At 60.0% G+C, this 17,065-nt stretch carries 17 protein-coding genes and 1 pseudogene; 11 read left to right on the plus strand and 7 right to left on the minus strand.

Annotation, left to right across the window (positions count from 1 at the left end):
- Positions 1–233: 233 nt before the first annotated feature.
- Entirely contained in the window at positions 234–596 is a 363-nt protein-coding gene (locus tag PSH57_RS28240) for a cupin domain-containing protein (protein WP_305386879.1), read from the plus strand.
- Between the two features lie 203 nt (positions 597–799).
- On the opposite strand, the gene rpmG is transcribed toward PSH57_RS28240, so the two are convergent.
- Together rpmG and rpmB are read right to left on the minus strand one after the other, a co-directional pair.
- On the minus strand, positions 800–955 hold the full coding sequence (gene rpmG, locus PSH57_RS28245; RefSeq protein ID WP_003177274.1) for a 50S ribosomal protein L33: 156 nt from the start codon (positions 953–955) through the stop codon (positions 800–802).
- An 11-nt stretch (positions 956–966) separates the two neighbouring features.
- A complete protein-coding gene (gene rpmB / locus PSH57_RS28250) occupies positions 967–1,200 on the minus strand; it encodes a 50S ribosomal protein L28 (RefSeq protein ID WP_003229474.1) in 234 nt (77 codons plus the stop codon).
- Positions 1,201–1,636: 436 nt separating this feature from the next.
- On the opposite strand from rpmB, the gene PSH57_RS28255 reads away from it, so the two are divergent.
- Positions 1,637–3,223: an ABC transporter substrate-binding protein gene (locus tag PSH57_RS28255; RefSeq protein WP_305386880.1), complete on the plus strand. Its 1,587-nt coding sequence runs from the start codon at positions 1,637–1,639 to the stop codon at positions 3,221–3,223.
- 169 nt (positions 3,224–3,392) lie between these two features.
- On the opposite strand, the gene radC is transcribed toward PSH57_RS28255, so the two are convergent.
- Positions 3,393–4,067 carry a RadC family protein gene (gene radC, locus PSH57_RS28260; protein ID WP_305386881.1) on the minus strand — a complete coding sequence of 225 codons (675 nt, stop codon included), beginning with the start codon at positions 4,065–4,067 and terminating at the stop codon, positions 3,393–3,395.
- Between the two features lie 145 nt (positions 4,068–4,212).
- On the opposite strand from radC, the gene coaBC reads away from it, so the two are divergent.
- The 4 genes and pseudogenes from coaBC (at position 4,213) to argB (ending at position 8,470) form a co-directional block, all read left to right on the plus strand.
- Positions 4,213–5,421 carry a bifunctional phosphopantothenoylcysteine decarboxylase/phosphopantothenate--cysteine ligase CoaBC gene (gene coaBC, locus PSH57_RS28265; RefSeq protein WP_305386882.1) on the plus strand — a complete coding sequence of 403 codons (1,209 nt, stop codon included), beginning with the start codon at positions 4,213–4,215 and terminating at the stop codon, positions 5,419–5,421.
- Positions 5,422–5,426: 5 nt separating this feature from the next.
- The gene (dut, locus tag PSH57_RS28270) at positions 5,427–5,882 is read left to right on the plus strand and encodes a dUTP diphosphatase (RefSeq protein WP_305386883.1); all 456 of its coding nucleotides are present in this window, start codon (positions 5,427–5,429) and stop codon (positions 5,880–5,882) included.
- 273 nt (positions 5,883–6,155) lie between these two features.
- Positions 6,156–7,538 (plus strand): annotated as a pseudogene (locus PSH57_RS28275) (phosphomannomutase/phosphoglucomutase); the annotation flags it as partial.
- A gap of 26 nt (positions 7,539–7,564) precedes the next feature.
- Complete coding sequence (gene argB / locus PSH57_RS28280; protein WP_092394989.1) at positions 7,565–8,470, plus strand: acetylglutamate kinase; 906 nt, start codon at positions 7,565–7,567, stop codon at positions 8,468–8,470.
- A 173-nt stretch (positions 8,471–8,643) separates the two neighbouring features.
- Here argB and pyrE read toward each other — a convergent pair whose 3' ends face one another.
- Positions 8,644–9,288, minus strand: coding sequence for an orotate phosphoribosyltransferase (gene pyrE, locus PSH57_RS28285; protein ID WP_305386884.1), 645 nt, complete (start codon positions 9,286–9,288; stop codon positions 8,644–8,646).
- Between the two features lie 82 nt (positions 9,289–9,370).
- On the opposite strand from pyrE, the gene PSH57_RS28290 reads away from it, so the two are divergent.
- Entirely contained in the window at positions 9,371–10,150 is a 780-nt protein-coding gene (locus PSH57_RS28290; protein ID WP_003177265.1) for an exodeoxyribonuclease III, read from the plus strand.
- A gap of 175 nt (positions 10,151–10,325) precedes the next feature.
- On the opposite strand, the gene PSH57_RS28295 is transcribed toward PSH57_RS28290, so the two are convergent.
- The 3 genes from PSH57_RS28295 to rph all read right to left on the minus strand — a co-directional run bounded on the left by PSH57_RS28295 (position 10,326) and on the right by rph (position 12,692).
- Positions 10,326–11,258, minus strand: coding sequence for a transposase (locus PSH57_RS28295; RefSeq protein ID WP_305384149.1), 933 nt, complete (start codon positions 11,256–11,258; stop codon positions 10,326–10,328).
- A 312-nt stretch (positions 11,259–11,570) separates the two neighbouring features.
- Positions 11,571–11,939, minus strand: coding sequence for a DUF4870 domain-containing protein (locus PSH57_RS28300; RefSeq protein WP_305386885.1), 369 nt, complete (start codon positions 11,937–11,939; stop codon positions 11,571–11,573).
- A 30-nt stretch (positions 11,940–11,969) separates the two neighbouring features.
- Entirely contained in the window at positions 11,970–12,692 is a 723-nt protein-coding gene (rph, locus tag PSH57_RS28305; protein ID WP_305386886.1) for a ribonuclease PH, read from the minus strand.
- Positions 12,693–12,972: 280 nt separating this feature from the next.
- On the opposite strand from rph, the gene PSH57_RS28310 reads away from it, so the two are divergent.
- The 4 genes from PSH57_RS28310 (at position 12,973) to spoT (ending at position 17,065) form a co-directional block, all read left to right on the plus strand.
- Positions 12,973–13,836, plus strand: a complete 864-nt coding sequence (locus tag PSH57_RS28310; protein ID WP_305386888.1) for a YicC/YloC family endoribonuclease — start codon at positions 12,973–12,975, stop codon at positions 13,834–13,836.
- A gap of 12 nt (positions 13,837–13,848) precedes the next feature.
- Entirely contained in the window at positions 13,849–14,469 is a 621-nt protein-coding gene (gene gmk / locus PSH57_RS28315) for a guanylate kinase (RefSeq protein WP_047226171.1), read from the plus strand.
- Positions 14,470–14,635: 166 nt separating this feature from the next.
- Positions 14,636–14,899 carry a DNA-directed RNA polymerase subunit omega gene (gene rpoZ, locus PSH57_RS28320; RefSeq protein WP_003177259.1) on the plus strand — a complete coding sequence of 88 codons (264 nt, stop codon included), beginning with the start codon at positions 14,636–14,638 and terminating at the stop codon, positions 14,897–14,899.
- A gap of 60 nt (positions 14,900–14,959) precedes the next feature.
- The gene (gene spoT, locus PSH57_RS28325; protein ID WP_047226172.1) at positions 14,960–17,065 is read left to right on the plus strand and encodes a bifunctional GTP diphosphokinase/guanosine-3',5'-bis pyrophosphate 3'-pyrophosphohydrolase; all 2,106 of its coding nucleotides are present in this window, start codon (positions 14,960–14,962) and stop codon (positions 17,063–17,065) included.

The raw sequence follows: 17,065 nt of genomic DNA on the forward strand, positions 1-17,065 counted from the left end.
CCTCTTATTGAGTACGAACGCCACGCTAGGCGCAGCGCTCCAAGAATTCTGCCCAGCCAGCCTGTTTTCAGCGCTGTTTTCGGCGCGGGGCACCCGCCACCCTAAACCAGCGGCTGGTAATGTTTCAATATATTTGACACAACGCTGGCAAACGGCCTTGCGATGTTCGTTTTAATAAACATAGACTTTGACTCCTACAGCCATTCGCGCCGTCATTACCGGGGTATTACCGCATGAGCATCCAGGACATCGTCGATTTCAGTCAGGCCAGTACTACCGCTGAACGCTATCGCCCGGACCCGGCCAAGGTGCTCAAGGGCGACCCCGAGCAAGCGGTGTTCAACCACTACAACAGCCCTTGCGGGCAAATGAATGCAGGTGTGTGGGAAGGTGCGGTCGGCCAGTGGACAGTCAACTACACCGAACATGAATACTGCGAAATCGTCCAGGGCGTTTCCGTGCTGCGCGACAGCGAGGGCAATGCCAAGACCCTGCGGGCCGGCGACCGCTTTGTGATCCCGGCGGGGTTCAAGGGCACTTGGGAAGTGCTGGAGCCGTGCCGCAAAATTTATGTGGTGTTTGAACAGAAGGCTTGAGGATTTGATCGTCAGACCTGGCCACATCGCGAGCAGGCTCGCTCCCACAGGGAATTGTGTTTGCCTAAAACTCAGGCATTACACAGCTGCAATGTGGGAGCGAGCCTGCTCGCGATGAGGCCCTGACAGGCAACAAAAATCCGGCAACAAAAAAGGCCCGTATCTCGCGATACGGGCCTTTTTCGTAAGAAGGGAAAAATCAATTACTTGATTTTGCCTTCCTTGTAGATCACGTGCTTGCGAACAACCGGATCATATTTCTTGATCTCGATTTTGTCCGGGGTAGTACGCTTGTTCTTGTCGGTAGTGTAGAAGTGACCAGTACCGGCGCTCGAGATCAAACGAATCAATTCACGCATGATTAGCTCCCTTAAATCTTGCCATCGCGGCGAAGTTCGGCGAGCACGACACTGATGCCACGCTTGTCGATGATACGCATGCCTTTGGCAGATACGCGCAGACGCACAAAACGTTTCTCTTCTTCAACCCAGAAGCGGTGATGCTGCAGGTTCGGCAGGAAACGACGACGGGTTTTGTTGTTTGCGTGGGAAATGTTATTCCCAGTCACCGGACCCTTACCGGTAACTTGACAGACTCTCGACATGCCTCAGCCCTCTAAAACCACATGCCCAACCCGGCATGGGTTGGCCGCTTAATCTCTCAGTCATTTGGCGCCAGGCGCCGCGTTTCTTTAAGGGTCTTACCGGCTACACCTACAGTGAAGGAACCGGGCCCCTAGAAAAGAGCGCTGCTTTATACCAGAAAGACCACAGCGCAACAACAGGCGGTGTGATTTGTCTTCGTTGGAAAGCGCCGAGCAACGCCCCCGAGCGGCTGGGGCACAGGCTGGCGCCGCCTTTGACCGCTCGTCGCTGCCGGCCGGTTTTTTTAACCGATGCCGAGCTAGAGCCGTTAATACTGCGGCGCAGGGTGCCGGAAAATGCAAAAAGGGGATAGTCATTTTCCAACGGGGCCACTAGGGTAGGTCTTTTCCAGACTGCACATGCAGATGGGCCTTCGACTTGCACAGGAAACCGACCATGCGCCTCGCTGCCCTCCCACTGTTGCTCGCCCCTCTGCTGATCAGCCCGCTGGCTCAGGCAGCCGCCCTGAGCGTTTGTACCGAGGCCAGCCCGGAAGGATTCGATGTAGTTCAATATAATTCGCTGACCACCACCAACGCATCCGCCGACGTGCTGATGAACCGCCTGGTGGATTTCGACACCGCCAGCGGCAAGGTCATCCCCAGCCTCGCCGAGAGCTGGGAAGTCTCGTCCGATGGACTGACCTATGTGTTCAAGCTGCGCCCGCAGGTCAAATTCCACCGGACCGAATACTTCACGCCGCGCCGCGATCTGACCGCCGAGGACGTGAAGTTCAGCTTCGAGCGCATGCTTGACCCGGCGAACCCCTGGCACAAGGTCGCCCAGAGCGGTTTCCCCCACGCCCAGTCCATGCAGCTACCGAGCCTGATCAAGAAAATCGACGCGCTGGACCCGCTGACCGTGCGTTTCATCCTCGATCATGCGGATTCGACCTTCCTGGCCACCTTGAGCATGGGCTTTGCCTCCATCTATTCGGCTGAGTACGCCGACCAATTGATGAAAGCCGGCACGCCAGAAGTACTCAACAACCAGCCCATCGGCACCGGCCCGTTCATTTTCAGCCGGTTCCAGAAAGACGCTTCGATTCGCTACAAAGCCAACCGCGACTATTTCGGCGGTAAGCCCCAAGTGGATCCACTGATCTTCGCCATCACGCCGGACGCGAATGTGCGCCTGCAAAAACTGCGGCGCAACGAATGCCAGATCGCTCTGTCCCCCAAGCCCCAGGACGTACAGGCCGCCAGGCAGGAGCCTACGTTGAAAGTGGCGCAGACCGACGCCTTCATGACCGCATTCGTGGCGATTAACAGCCAGCACCCGCCCTTCGACAAGCCCGAGGTTCGACAAGCCGTCAACCTGGCCTTCGACAAGGCCAGCTACCTCAAGGCCGTTTTCGAAGGCACCGCCGAAGCGGCCAAGGGCCCCTACCCACCGAACACCTGGAGCTATGCCAAAAACTTGCCCGGCTACGCCTATGATCCGGCCAAGGCCCGCGACCTTCTGGCCAGGGCGGGCTTGAAGGAAGGCTTTCAGACCACCATCTGGACCCGTCCTTCCGGCAGCCTGCTGAACCCCAACCCCAGCCTGGGCGCGCAACTGTTGCAGGCCGACCTGGCGCAGATCGGCATTCAGGCCGAGATCCGGGTGATCGAATGGGGCGAACTGATCCGTCGCGCCAAAGCCGGCGAACATGATTTGCTGTTCATGGGTTGGGCCGGCGACAACGGTGACCCGGACAACTTCCTCACGCCGCAGTTTTCCTGCGCGGCGGTCAAGTCCGGCACCAACTTCGCCCGTTACTGCAACCCGGAACTGGATAAAGTGATCAGCGCCGGCAAGACCACGAGCGAACAGGGTGTGCGCACCAAACTCTATGAGCAGGCCCAGGCGCAGATTCAGCAACAGGCCCTGTGGCTGCCCCTGGCGCACCCAACCGCCTTCGCCCTGACCCGCAAGGATGTGCAGGGTTATGCGGTGAGCCCGTTTGGGCGCCAGGATTACTCCAAGGTCAGCCTCAAGTAACCACAGCCCCACAGAGCCCCCCTGCGGGAGCCTGTGAGAGCCTGTGAGAGCCTGTGGGAGCAAAGCTTGCTCGCGATGCCGTCGTCACATACAACACCTCTGTTGGCTGTAAAACCGCTATCGCGAGCAAGCTTTGCTCCCACAAGGGATTATTCAAGCCTGACCGTGCCTACATCCACCCATACTCCGCCATGGACAGCGGCTCACCATCGCCGACGATGAAGTGGTCGAGCACCCGCACATCAATCAGCTCCAGCGCCTCCTGAAGCCGCTCAGTGAGTGCCCGGTCGGCCTGGCTGGGCTCGGTGTTGCCGGAGGGGTGGTTGTGGCACAGGATCAACGCTGCGGCGTTATGGGCCAGGGCGCGCTTGACCACCTGCCGGGGATAGACACTCGCGCTGTCGATGGACCCGCGAAACAACGCCTCATACGCCAGCACCCGATGCCGGGAATCGAGGAACAGGCATCCAAACACTTCATGAGGCTCATGACGCAACATGGCCTTGAGGTAGTCCCGCACGGCCAGCGGGCTCTCCAGCACCGAATCCCGCCGTAAATGTTCGGCCAGATGCCGACGGCCCATTTCCAGCACCGCCTGCAACTGCGCGAATTTCGCCGGTCCCAGCCCCAGTTGCGCGTTGAAGGTGCGCAGATCAGCCTCGAGCAAAACCCGCAGGCCACCAAATTGATGCAGCAGGTGTCGCGCCAAGTCCACCGCACTTTTACCGGACACGCCGGTTCGTAAGAAAATTGCCAGCAACTCGGCGTCTGAAAGACTTCCCGCCCCCAATGCCAGCAACCTCTCCCTTGGCCGCTCGGCCAGCGGCCAATCGCGAATACTCATAGCATCTCCCTGATTGTGGGCGCCGCTGTTCCGTAGCGGTCGCTGTGATATCGTAGCCCATCTTTTTTGCAGGCGATTTGCACCCAGGCAGGCTGCTGCCCCGGGGTTCGCCCTGCACTGACCACTGAAATCGAAAGGCAGGCCTATGCAGCGGCTGTATCGGAAACGCATCGTTCTGGGCGTCGGCGGCGGCATTGCCGCCTACAAGAGCGCCGAGCTGGTCCGCAGGCTTATCGACCAGGGCGCGGAAGTGCGGGTCGTCATGACCCGTGGCGGCAGTGAATTCATCACCCCGCTGACCATGCAGGCCCTGTCCGGGCACCCGGTCCACCTGGACCTGCTCGATCCGGCGGCTGAAGCCGCCATGGGTCATATCGAACTGGCCAAGTGGGCCGACCTGGTGCTGATCGCCCCGGCCACGGCCGACCTGATCGCCCGCCTGGCCCAAGGCATCGCTGATGACTTGCTGACCACCCTGGTGCTCGCCACCGACGCCGTGGTTGCCATCGCGCCGGCCATGAACCAGGCCATGTGGCGCGACCCGGCCACCCAGGCCAACCTGCAATTGCTTCAGAGCCGCGACCTGAAAGTCTTTGGCCCGGCTTCCGGCAGCCAGGCCTGCGGCGATGTCGGCATGGGTCGCATGCTCGAAGCCAATGACCTGGCCCAGTGCGCCGCCGACTGCTTCCAGCGCCAGGCGCTGACCGGCAAGCATGTGCTGATCACCGCCGGACCGACCCAGGAAAACATCGACCCGGTGCGCTACATCACCAACCACAGCTCCGGGAAAATGGGCTTCGCCCTGGCCGAAGCCGCCGTGGAAGCCGGTGCCCGGGTCACGCTGATCACCGGCCCCGTGCATTTGCCCACCCCTGATCGGGTGACCCGCATCGACGTGGTCAGCGCCCGGGACATGCTGGCGGCCTGCGAAGCGGCCATCCCGTGCGACCTGTTCATCGCCTCGGCGGCGGTGGCGGACTACCGCCCCGAAGTCGTCGCCCCGCAAAAATTGAAGAAAGACCCTACAAGCGGCGACGGCCTGTTGCTACAAATGGTGCGTAACCCGGACATCCTCGCTACCATTGCTACCCGTCCCGACCGTCCGTTCAGTGTCGGCTTCGCCGCCGAAACCGAGCACTTGCTCGATTACGCCGCGCGCAAGCTCAAGGACAAGAACCTGGACTTGATCGTCGCCAACGACGTCGCCAACCCGAGCATCGGTTTCAACAGCGAAGAAAACGCCTGCAGCGTGATCGACCGCCAGTTGCACGCCACCCTTTTCGCCCAGACCAGCAAGAGCAAGATTGCCCGCCAGCTGATCACTTTTATCGCCGAACGGCTGAACCAGGTTTAATTGACATGCACGCCCTACAAGCCAAAATCCTCGACCCTCGCATCGGCACCGAATTCCCCCTGCCGCAATACGCCACGCCGGGCTCCGCCGGCCTCGACCTGCGAGCGATGCTCAAGCAGGACACGATCCTCGAACCGGGCCAGACCTTGCTGATTCCAACCGGCCTGTCGGTGTACATCGGCGACCCGGGCCTGGCTGCCCTGATTCTGCCGCGCTCGGGCCTGGGCCATAAACACGGCATCGTACTGGGCAACCTGGTGGGCCTGATCGACTCCGATTACCAGGGCGAACTGATGGTGTCGTGCTGGAACCGCGGTCATACGACATTCAATATCGCCGTGGGCGAGCGCATCGCCCAACTGATGCTGGTACCGGTGGTCCAGGCCCACTTCGAACTGGTAGAAGAGTTCGACGAGAGCCAGCGCGGCGCTGGCGGCTTCGGACATTCCGGCAGCCACTGATCCTGCTGTTTCAGGCCGGGCGCCCTTCCCGGCCCGTTTATTAAGCTTCTGTTTCAGGACGAAAAATGCATCAAGGCTTGCTGCAAGGTTTCCCGCCCGGAATCAACGTATTAGGCGATGGACGTCGAGGTAACGCTGTCTCATGGCACTTTCCCACCACGAACTCTCTGTCAAAAACGCCGTCATACCCTTCAGTTTGAGCCTGCCGACGCGAACCGCCGGCCTCTCCAGTCATCTTCCTGATAGAGCACCTCGCCCATGAACACCCCAGCCGCAATCGCACCGATCTTCCCTGACAGCATCTTCCGCGCCTACGACATCCGTGGCGTGGTGCCGGAGACCCTCACCGCCGAAACCGCCTATTGGATCGGCCGCGCCATCGGCTCCCAGAGCCTGGCCCAGGGTGAACCGAACGTGTGCGTTGGTCGCGATGGCCGCTTGTCCGGCCCCGAGCTGGTTGAACAATTGATCAAAGGGGTTGCCGACAGCGGGTGCCATGTCAGCGACGTGGGCCTGGTGCCGACGCCAGCGCTCTACTACGCCGCCAACGTGCTGGCCGGTAAATCCGGTGTGATGCTCACCGGCAGCCACAACCCGTCGAACTACAACGGCTTCAAGATCGTCATCGCCGGCGACACCCTCGCCAACGAGCAGATCCAGGCCCTGCACACCCGCCTCAAGACCAATGACCTGAGCAGCGGCCAGGGCAGCGTCACCAAGGTGGATATCCTCGAGCGCTACAACGATGAAATCGTCAAGGACGTGAAGCTCGCCCGCCGCCTGAAAGTGGTGGTTGATTGCGGCAACGGCGCGGCCGGCGTGATCGCCCCACAACTGATCGAAGCCCTGAACTGCGAAGTCATCCCGCTGTTCTGCGAAGTGGACGGCAACTTCCCCAACCATCACCCGGACCCGGGCAAGCTGGAAAACCTGCAAGACCTGATCGCCAAGGTCGAGGAAACCAACGCCGACCTGGGCCTGGCCTTCGACGGCGACGGCGACCGCGTGGGCGTGGTCACCAACACCGGCAGCGTCGTGTTCCCGGACCGCTTGCTGATGCTGTTCGCACGTGACGTGGTGGCGCGCAATCCGAACGCCGAGATCATTTTCGACGTTAAATGCACCCGCCGCCTGGTGCCACTGATCAAGGAATATGGTGGTCGCCCGCTAATGTGGAAAACCGGCCATTCGTTGATCAAGAAGAAAATGAAGCAAAGCGGCGCCCTGCTGGCCGGCGAGATGAGCGGCCACATCTTCTTCAAAGAGCGCTGGTTCGGTTTCGACGACGGCATCTACAGCGCCGCGCGCCTGCTGGAGATCCTCAGCAAAGAGAAATCCACGGCCGAAGAGCTCTTCGCGACCTTCCCGAACGATATTTCTACGCCGGAAATCAATATCCATGTGACCGAAGAGAGCAAATTCAGCATCATTGATGCACTGCATGACGCTCAATGGGGCGAAGGGGCCGAACTGACCACCATCGACGGTGTGCGAGTCGACTATCCCCAAGGCTGGGGCCTGGTTCGCGCATCCAACACCACACCGGTGCTGGTGCTGCGTTTCGAAGCCGACAACGAAGCCGAACTGCAGCGCATCAAGGATGTGTTCCACACCCAACTCAAACGTGTTGCACCCGATCTTCAACTACCGTTCTGATTTTTGAAGCACCACCGGAGCCCTGAATGACCCTCGAACGCGAAGCCGCCGCCAATACCGCCAAGGTCCTGTCCGAAGCGTTGCCTTATATCCGACGCTATGTCGGCAAGACCCTGGTGATCAAATACGGCGGCAACGCGATGGAAAGCGAGGAGCTGAAAACCGGCTTCGCCCGCGACATCGTGCTGATGAAGGCCGTGGGCATCAACCCGGTGGTCGTTCACGGTGGCGGCCCGCAGATCGGTGACCTGCTCAAGCGCCTGTCGATCGAGAGCCACTTCATCGACGGCATGCGCGTCACCGACTCGCAGACCATGGATGTGGTGGAAATGGTCCTCGGCGGCCAGGTCAACAAGGACATCGTCAACCTGATCAACCGTCATGGCGGCAGCGCCATCGGCCTGACAGGTAAAGACGCCGAGCTGATCCGGGCGAAGAAACTCACCGTCACCCGCCAGACGCCGGAGATGACCCAGCCGGAAATCATCGACATCGGCCATGTGGGCGAAGTGGTCGGCATCAACACCGACTTGCTGAACCTGCTGGTCAAGGGCGACTTCATCCCGGTGATCGCGCCCATCGGCGTGGGCGCCAACGGTGAGTCGTACAACATTAACGCCGACCTGGTGGCGGGCAAGGTTGCCGAAGCACTGAAAGCCGAAAAGCTGATGCTGCTGACCAACATCGCCGGCCTGATGGACAAGACCGGCAAGGTCCTGACCGGATTGTCGACTCAACAGGTCGATGAACTGATCGCCGACGGCACCATCTACGGCGGCATGCTGCCGAAGATCCGCTGCGCACTGGAAGCAGTCCAGGGCGGCGTTGGCAGCTCCTTGATCATCGACGGCCGGGTACCGAATGCAATTCTGCTGGAGATCTTCACCGATACCGGCGTGGGTACGTTGATCAGCAATCGCAAACGTCCGTAAGCGACACCCATAAAAAAGACCCCGTTCAGCCAGACTGAGCGGGGTCTTTTTTACCCACCGATTCCCTGTGGGAGCGAGCCTGCTCGCGATAGCGGTGGATCAGCCAACATGAATGTTGAATGGAAAATGGCTATCGCGAGCAGGCTCGCTCCCACAAGGGAATGTGCAAATCTTTAAACGCCGAACTGCGCCCGATACGCCTCAACCGCCGGCAAATGCTGCTTGAGCTGCGGATCGTCGGCCAAAAACTCCAGCACCTGGGTCAGCGACACGATGCTGACCACCGGAATGTTGAAGTCACGCTCCACTTCCTGGATCGCCGACAACTCACCATTGCCGCGCTCCTGACGGTTCAGGGCGATCAGCACACCGGCGGCCTTGGCGCCTTCCTGGGAGCCGATGATCTGCATCACTTCACGAATGGCGGTGCCGGCGGTGATCACATCGTCGATGATCAGCACTTCACCGGTCAGCGGCGCGCCCACCAGGCTGCCCCCTTCGCCATGGGCCTTGGCTTCCTTGCGGTTGAAGCACCAAGGCAGGTCGCGGTCGTGGTGTTCGGCCAAGGCGACGGCGGTGGTGGCGGCCAGAGGAATGCCTTTGTAGGCCGGGCCAAACAGCACGTCGAACGGGATCGCGCTCTCGACAATGGCCGCCGCGTAGAAACGGCCCAGTTGCGCCAGGGCGGAACCGGTGTTGAACAGGCCGGCATTGAAGAAGTACGGGCTCGTGCGTCCGGACTTGAGGGTGAACTCACCGAAGCGCAAAACGCCGCGATCGATGGCAAAACGAATGAAATCGCGCTGATACGCCTGCATGAAAAAAGCCCCAAATACCACGGATTTAGCTAAATAGGTACACGCCGTGTATCATACACGCACGTGATTTTTGGGGCCATTTATGCGGATCATCAGTGTGAACGTCAATGGTATTCAGGCTGCAGTGGAGCGAGGGTTGCTCAGTTGGCTGCAAGCACAGAATGCCGACGTCATCTGCCTGCAGGACACCCGCGCCTCCGCCTTTGAACTGGACGATGCAGCCTTCCAACTGGATGGTTACTTCCTTTATGCCTGCGATGCCGAAGTCCCCGCCCAGGGTGGCGTGGCTTTGTACTCGCGGCTGCAACCGAAGGCTGTCATCAACGGTCTCGGTTTCGAGACGGCGGACCGCTACGGGCGCTACCTGCAAGCCGATTTCGACAAGGTCAGCATCGCGACCTTACTGCTTCCTTCGGGGCAGAACGGCGATGAAGATTTGAATCAGAAATTCAAGTTGATGGACGATTTCGCCCGTTATCTGGATAAACAGCGACGCAAACGTCGCGAGTACATTTATTGTGGCTCGCTGTACGTGGCGCAACAGAAGCTGGACATCAAGAACTGGCGCGACAGCCAGCAATCCCCGGGTTTCCTGGCGCCGGAACGGGCCTGGATGGACGAGATTGTCGGCAACATGGGCTATGTTGACGCCCTGCGGGAAGTCAGCCGTGAAGGCGACCAATACAGCTGGTGGCCGGATAACGAACAGGCCGAGATGCTCAACCTCGGCTGGCGTTTCGACTACCAGTTGCTGACGCCTGGTCTGCGCCGTTTCGTACGAAGCGCTCGCCTGCCGCGCCAGCCACGGTTCTCGCAGCACGCGCCACTGATCGTGGATTACGACTGGACGCTGACAATCTGAGTGTCGTTTCGCAGCCACAAAAAAACCGACAGCCATGTCGGTTTTTTACAGGCGCTGAAAAAACCAACTGTGGGAGCAACTGTCTTGGATGGTTTATTTAGCCATCTTTTTCAGAGGCAGCGAGCCTCCCACAGCTCTGGGCTATGCAATTGTCTGAGGGAACCGGAATCACAATCTACGCGACGTCTCCCTTCCACTCAGAACCATCCCGGATCATTGCGTTTAGACGTATCAACAAGATCCGCATACATGCGATGAGCGCAACCTTCGCGCATTTGCCTTTCTCGCGCAGCGCCTTGTAGCGTGCATTGAAGTCAGGCTGATACCTGATCACTGACCAGCAGGCCATGTACAGAGCGCGCCTGGCGGAGAACCTACCGCCGCTGATATGGCGTTGGCCTTTGTGCGTGCCGCTATCGTCGTTGTAGGGGGCGATGCCTGCTAATGCGGCTATCTGATGTCGCCCAACCTCGCCGAGCTCTGGAAGATAGGCCATTACGCTGGCTGCCGTGACGAGACCGATCCCCTTGACCGAGCACAGGCGAGTGACTTTTTCACTGTCCAGGCTTTCAGCGCTTTGACGGATCATCTTTTCTATCAACTTAATGGCTTCGCACAGGTAGTCGATATGACTCTGCAACGCGGGTTTAACGGCCTCAGATGAGGCCGTTTTAAATCTGCGTTTGTCGTCATCTCTCTGCTGAGTAAAGTTTTCCCGTTGCTGGACCAGTGCGCGCAAGTCGTCCTGTTCGGCACTTGTGATCCGGCTGTTAGCCGATTTGATGACCGCTGCAAATTGCGCCAGGAGGCGCGCATCTATCGGGTCGGTTTTAGCTTGTTGTCCCATTGCTTTGGCAAAGCTCTTGGCTCGGCAGGGGTTGATCCGAATGACCTCAAAACCTGCAGCCTGAAGCGCTTTCATGACGTTTCGCTCGTAACCGCCAGTGGCTTCCAACAACACACGGGTGACCTGATGGAGCAGCAGCCAACCAATTAATCCAGGAAAATCATCTTCAGCGTTAGGGCAACTCACCCCAACATCTAAGAGATCAACCTGAACCTGAAGACTGTCTTTTGAAACATCAATACCTGCTGGATAGGAAAACATGGCCAAACCCTCTTACACTCAAGGTGAGAGCGCTCTGGCTTGGCCCACGCTTGTAACTGTTCGAGGTGGGCTCGTTCAACTGTTCGGGCTCAATGACCAGAGTGGAGAGGTGAGTGGCAGCATGGGCTCCCACACGTGCTTTAAGCACTCCGGGCATTCAGCTTGCCACCCACCGCTCTCACCTTCAGTCTAAACGTAGCGCAAGACACAAGCGGGCTTGCTCGCGAAGGCGGAGTGTCAGGCACCTCAACGCGGACTGACCCACCCCATTCGCGAGCAAGCCCGCTCCCACAGGGGAGTACTCATCGATCGTTATTTGACCAGCCGCCAGGTAAACGGATACCGATACGGCAGCCCTTCATTGGCCTTCACTCCACCGATGATGGTCAGCACCAGCGCACCGATAGCCACCAGCCCGAACAGGAAGAAGCCGATCACCACGATCATCAATAGCAGGCTGATAGCCGAGGCAATTGCCACAGTGATCTGGAAGTTCAGCGCTTCCTTGCCTTGTGCATCGATGAGCGGGTCAGTTTCGCGCTTGAGCTGCCAGAGCACCAGCGGACCGATCAGCGTACCGAACGGAATCCAGATGCCCAACAAGGCGGACAAGTGACAGAACATCGCCCATTGGCGCGCCTCCTTGCTGGGCTGGGGCAGTAGGGTTTGCTCATCACTCATGACGTTCTCCTTGTCTGAAGCGCGAAACGATCAGTCAGCCAATGCGGCTTTTTGCAGTTCGAAAATCTCGTTCATGCCTTTCTTTGCCAATTCCAGCATAGCGCTCAACTCTTCCGGCTGGAACGGCGCGCCTTCGGCGGTGCCCTGGATTTCGATGAAGCCGCCGGCGCTGGTCATGACCACGTTCAGGTCAGTCTCGGCGGCGGAGTCTTCCAGGTAGTCCAGGTCCAGCACCGGCTCGCCCTGGTACATGCCCACGGAGACCGCGGCGATCATCTGCTTGAGCGGATCGCCGCCCTTGAGGCCGCCACGCTTCTTGATCACTTTCAAGGCATCGGCCAGCGCGACCATGGCGCCGGTGATGGACGCGGTGCGGGTGCCGCCGTCGGCCTGGATCACGTCGCAATCGACATACAGCGTCACGTCACCGAGCTTGGACATGTCCAGCGCGGCACGCAGCGAACGGCCGATCAGGCGCTGGATTTCCAGGGTACGCCCGCCCTGCTTGCCGCGGCTGGCCTCGCGCTGGTTGCGCTCACCGGTGGAGCGCGGCAGCATGCCGTATTCGGCGGTCAGCCAGCCTTGACCCTGGCCCTTGAGGAACCGTGGCACACCGTTTTCGACGCTGACGGTGCAGATGACTTTGGTATCACCGAATTCGACCAGTACAGATCCCTCGGCGTGTTTGGTGTAGTTGCGGGTAATGCGGATCGAGCGAAGCTGATCGGCAACGCGACCACTTGGACGTTTCATAGGGAACACCTGTACAAAGGACGGAAAACTGCCGAGCATTATAGAGCCGTGGGCCGCCATAGGGCAGTTTAAACGTCGCGCAGTTCTAAAAAACCGTTGCGCCAAGCCAAGCCCCTTTGACCCCAGACCGACGAGCCGCAGCGCTTTGTCACATGCACGGTTTGGGGGCGTGCGCCTCACTGCGCTACAATCCCGCGCCTTTGCTGCCCTTCGGCTTTTATCCACAGATACTAGGTGCTACGACTACCCGTTGCGAGCGCCTGCATTGCGAGGAATCTCCATGGTGCACAGCATGACCGCCTTCGCCCGCGTCGAGAAAGCCGGCATCCAAGGCACGCTGAGCTGGGAACTGCGCTCGGTCAACAGCCGCTACCTGGAGCCGCACCTGCGCCTGCCCGAATCCTTTCGTGACCTTGAAGGCAGCGTCCGTGAAGCCCTGCGCCAGGGCCTGTCCCGGGGCAAACTGGAATGCACCCTGCGCTTCACCGAAGAAAGCACCGGCAAGGCCTTGCAGGTGGACCGTGAGCGCGCCACGCAACTGGTGGCTGCCGCCGAAACCGTCGCCAGCCTGATCAAGCACCCTGCCGCCCTGAACCCGCTGGAAGTCCTGGCCTGGCCCGGCGTGCTGGTAGGTGATGCGAGCGACCCGCAGGCCCTGAATGCCGAAGCGCTGGCGCTGTTCAACCAAGGCCTGAAAGAACTCAAGGCCGGCCGCGAGCGTGAAGGCGCGGAGCTGGCCCGGTTGATCAACGAGCGTCTGACCTCCATAGAGGAAGACGTCGTCACCCTGCGCGAGCTGGTCCCGCAAATGCTCGCCACCCAACGCCAGAAAGTGCTCGACCGCTTCGCCGACATGAAGGCCGAGCTGGACCCGCAGCGCCTGGAACAGGAAATGGTCATGCTCGCGCAAAAGAGCGACGTGGCCGAAGAACTGGATCGCCTGAGCACCCACATCATCGAAGTTCGCCGGGTGCTCAAATCCGGTGGTGCGGCCGGTCGCCGCCTGGACTTCCTGATGCAGGAACTCAACCGCGAAGCCAACACACTGGGCTCCAAAGCCTTCGACCCGCGCAGCACCCAGGCTGCGGTCAACCTCAAGGTGTTGATCGAGCAAATGCGCGAACAAGTGCAGAACATTGAGTAAGGCTAACCCGACATGACCCACAGCACCGGCACTCTCTACATCATTTCCGCGCCTTCGGGCGCCGGCAAGACCAGCCTGGTCAAGGCGCTGATCGACGCCGAGCCGCAGATCCGCGTCTCGGTCTCGCACACCACCCGCGCCATGCGCCCGGGCGAAGTGGACGGGGTGAACTATCACTTCGTCGACCGCGAACAGTTCGTAAAAATGGCCGAGCACGGGGACTTCCTGGAGCGCGCCGAAGTCTTCGGCAACCTCTACGGCACCTCGCAAAGCTATCTGCAGCAAACCCTGGATGAAGGCCATGACCTGATCCTGGAAATCGACTGGCAGGGTGCCGAGCAGGTGCGCAAGCTGATGCCCCAGGCCCGTTCGATCTTTATCCTGCCGCCGAGCCAGCAGGCCTTGCGCCAGCGCCTGACCAATCGCGGCCAGGACAGCGACGACATCATCGAAGGCCGGATGCGCGAAGCGGTTAGCGAAATGAGCCACTACGTCGACTACGATTACCTGATCATCAACGACGATTTCGCCCACGCGCTGGACGATCTGAAGGCGATTTTCCGTGCCAGCCAGCTGCAGCAGAAACGCCAGCAGCAACGTTTCGGTAAGTTATTGGCCGAACTGCTGGGCTGAACAGCCCTTCCCAAAACCGCTGCGACGGCTTTACATTGGAGCTTGCAGCGGGTCGAGGGGCTGGTTAAAAAATCAGCGCTTCCCTAAACGCTGGCGTTTTTTTAAACTGTTGAGTCCGCTCGCCCAACCGGGCAGCGCGCATATTGCATTCGCTCCGAGGAATACCATGGCCCGCGTAACCGTTGAAGACTGCCTAGAACACGTGGAAAACCGCTTTGAGCTGGTCATGCTCTCTACCAAGCGTGCCCGTCAACTGGCCACCGGTGGCAAAGAGCCGTTGGTCCAGTGGGAAAACGACAAGCCTACCGTGGTAGCGCTGCGTGAAATCGCCGAAGGCCTGATGAGCTACGAGTTCATCGCCAACGCTGAAATCGTTGAAGACGAACCGCTGTTCGCAGCGTTCGAGGACGAGTCCAACGAGGCGGTCTAAGCCTATGCCTGGTCGACGTAGCACGGCGCGGGGTCACAGCAAACGGCAGGAGTCATTATCATGCCGAGCATAGACGCCCTCGCCGATCGCTTATCGGCCTACCTCGGCACGGACCAGGTCAACCTGGTCCGCCGAGCCTATTTCTACGCCGAACAAGCCCACGACGGCCAGCGCCGCCGCAGCGGCGAGGCGTACGTCACGCACCCGCTTGCGGTGGCGAACATTCTTGCCGACATGCACATGGACCATCAGAGCCTGATGGCGGCGATGCTGCATGACGTGATCGAAGACACCGGGATCGCCAAGGAAGCGCTGCAAGCGCAGTTCGGCGAAACCGTGGCCGAACTGGTCGACGGGGTCAGCAAACTGACCCAGATGAACTTCGAGACCAAGGCCGAGGCCCAGGCCGAAAACTTCCAGAAAATGGCCATGGCCATGGCACGCGACATTCGCGTGATCCTGGTCAAGCTCGCCGACCGCCTGCACAACATGCGCACGCTGGAAGTGTTGTCCGGTGAGAAACGCCGGCGAATCGCCAAGGAAACCCTGGAAATCTATGCGCCCATCGCCAATCGCCTGGGCATGCACGCGATCCGCATCGAGTTCGAAGACCTCGGCTTCAAGGCCATGCACCCGATGCGTTCGGCGCGGATCAACCAGGCCGTCAAGCGCGCCCGGGGCAACCGCAAGGAAATCGTCAACAAGATCGAAGAATCCTTGAGCCACTGCCTGACCATCGACGGCATCGAAGGCGAGGTCAGTGGCCGACAGAAACACCTCTATGGCATCTACAAGAAGATGCGCGGCAAGCGTCGGGCCTTCAACGAGATCATGGACGTCTATGCGTTCCGGATCATCGTCGACAAGGTCGATACCTGCTACCGCGTATTGGGTGCTGTACATAATTTGTACAAACCTTTGCCAGGGCGTTTCAAGGACTACATCGCGATCCCCAAGGCCAACGGCTACCAGTCGCTGCACACCACGCTGTTCGGCATGCACGGCGTACCGATCGAAATCCAGATCCGCACCCGTGAAATGGAAGAGATGGCCAACAACGGCATCGCCGCGCACTGGCTGTACAAATCCAGCGGTGACGAACAACCCAAGAGCACCCACGCCCGGGCCCGCCAGTGGGTCAAAGGCGTGCTGGAAATGCAGCAGCGGGCCGGCAACTCCCTGGAGTTCATCGAAAGCGTGAAGATCGACCTGTTCCCGGACGAGGTCTACGTTTTCACCCCCAAAGGCCGGATCATGGAGCTGCCTAAAGGCTCCACGGCGGTGGACTTTGCCTATGCGGTACACACCGATGTTGGCAACAGCTGCATCGCCTGCCGGATCAACCGCCGCCTGGCGCCGTTGTCCGAACCGCTGCAAAGCGGTTCCACGGTGGAAATCGTCAGCGCCGCCGGCGCGCGGCCAAACCCGGCATGGCTCAACTTCGTGGTCACCGGCAAGGCCCGCACGCACATCCGCCACGCCCTGAAGCTACAACGCCGCTCTGAATCCATCAGCCTGGGCGAACGCCTGCTCAATAAAGTACTGAACGGCTTCGACAGCTCCCTGGACAAGATCCCGGCCGAACGCGTGCAGATCATGCTCAGCGAATACCGCCTGGAACTGATCGAAGACCTGCTGGAAGACATCGGCCTGGGCAATCGCATGGCCTACGTCGTCGCCCGCCGCCTGCTCGGCGAAGGCGAACAGTTGCCAAGCCCCGAAGGCCCCCTGGCCATTCGCGGTACCGAAGGCCTGGTGCTCAGTTATGCCAAGTGCTGCACGCCGATCCCTGGCGATCCGATTGTCGGCCATTTGTCCGCCGGCAAAGGGATGGTGGTGCACCTGGACAACTGCCGCAACATCAGCGAAATCCGCCACAACCCGGAAAAATGCATCCAGCTCTCCTGGGCCAAGGATGTCACCGGCGAATTCAATGTCGAGCTGCGGGTCGAACTGGAGCACCAGCGTGGCCTGATCGCCTTGCTGGCCAGCAGCGTCAACGCCGCCGACGGCAATATCGAAAAAATCAGCATGGACGAGCGCGATGGCCGCATCAGCGTCGTCCAACTGGTGGTCAGCGTGCACGACCGCGTACACCTGGCCCGCGTGATCAAGAAGCTGCGCGCCCTGACTGGCGTCATCCGCATCACTCGCATGCGCGCATAG

Origin of the sequence: Pseudomonas hefeiensis (assembly GCF_030687835.1) — a bacterium.
GTDB lineage: Bacteria > Pseudomonadota > Gammaproteobacteria > Pseudomonadales > Pseudomonadaceae > Aquipseudomonas > Aquipseudomonas hefeiensis.

What these genes read in the sequence shown, in the direction of transcription:
- radC (WP_305386881.1), bottom strand. Translation starts at nt 4,067, where the DNA reads ATGAGTATTCGCGATTGGCCGCTGGCCGAGCGGCCAAGGGAGAGGTTG.
- rpmG (WP_003177274.1), bottom strand. Translation starts at nt 955, where the DNA reads ATGCGTGAATTGATTCGTTTGATCTCGAGCGCCGGTACTGGTCACTTC.
- PSH57_RS28290 (WP_003177265.1), top strand. Translation starts at nt 9,371, where the DNA reads ATGCGGATCATCAGTGTGAACGTCAATGGTATTCAGGCTGCAGTGGAG.
- PSH57_RS28295 (WP_305384149.1), bottom strand. Translation starts at nt 11,258, where the DNA reads ATGTTTTCCTATCCAGCAGGTATTGATGTTTCAAAAGACAGTCTTCAG.
- PSH57_RS28255 (WP_305386880.1), top strand. Translation starts at nt 1,637, where the DNA reads ATGCGCCTCGCTGCCCTCCCACTGTTGCTCGCCCCTCTGCTGATCAGC.
- rpoZ (WP_003177259.1), top strand. Translation starts at nt 14,636, where the DNA reads ATGGCCCGCGTAACCGTTGAAGACTGCCTAGAACACGTGGAAAACCGC.
- pyrE (WP_305386884.1), bottom strand. Translation starts at nt 9,288, where the DNA reads ATGCAGGCGTATCAGCGCGATTTCATTCGTTTTGCCATCGATCGCGGC.
- spoT (WP_047226172.1), top strand. Translation starts at nt 14,960, where the DNA reads ATGCCGAGCATAGACGCCCTCGCCGATCGCTTATCGGCCTACCTCGGC.
- coaBC (WP_305386882.1), top strand. Translation starts at nt 4,213, where the DNA reads ATGCAGCGGCTGTATCGGAAACGCATCGTTCTGGGCGTCGGCGGCGGC.
- dut (WP_305386883.1), top strand. Translation starts at nt 5,427, where the DNA reads ATGCACGCCCTACAAGCCAAAATCCTCGACCCTCGCATCGGCACCGAA.
- gmk (WP_047226171.1), top strand. Translation starts at nt 13,849, where the DNA reads ATGACCCACAGCACCGGCACTCTCTACATCATTTCCGCGCCTTCGGGC.
- rph (WP_305386886.1), bottom strand. Translation starts at nt 12,692, where the DNA reads ATGAAACGTCCAAGTGGTCGCGTTGCCGATCAGCTTCGCTCGATCCGC.
- PSH57_RS28310 (WP_305386888.1), top strand. Translation starts at nt 12,973, where the DNA reads ATGGTGCACAGCATGACCGCCTTCGCCCGCGTCGAGAAAGCCGGCATC.
- argB (WP_092394989.1), top strand. Translation starts at nt 7,565, where the DNA reads ATGACCCTCGAACGCGAAGCCGCCGCCAATACCGCCAAGGTCCTGTCC.
- rpmB (WP_003229474.1), bottom strand. Translation starts at nt 1,200, where the DNA reads ATGTCGAGAGTCTGTCAAGTTACCGGTAAGGGTCCGGTGACTGGGAAT.
- PSH57_RS28240 (WP_305386879.1), top strand. Translation starts at nt 234, where the DNA reads ATGAGCATCCAGGACATCGTCGATTTCAGTCAGGCCAGTACTACCGCT.
- PSH57_RS28300 (WP_305386885.1), bottom strand. Translation starts at nt 11,939, where the DNA reads ATGAGTGATGAGCAAACCCTACTGCCCCAGCCCAGCAAGGAGGCGCGC.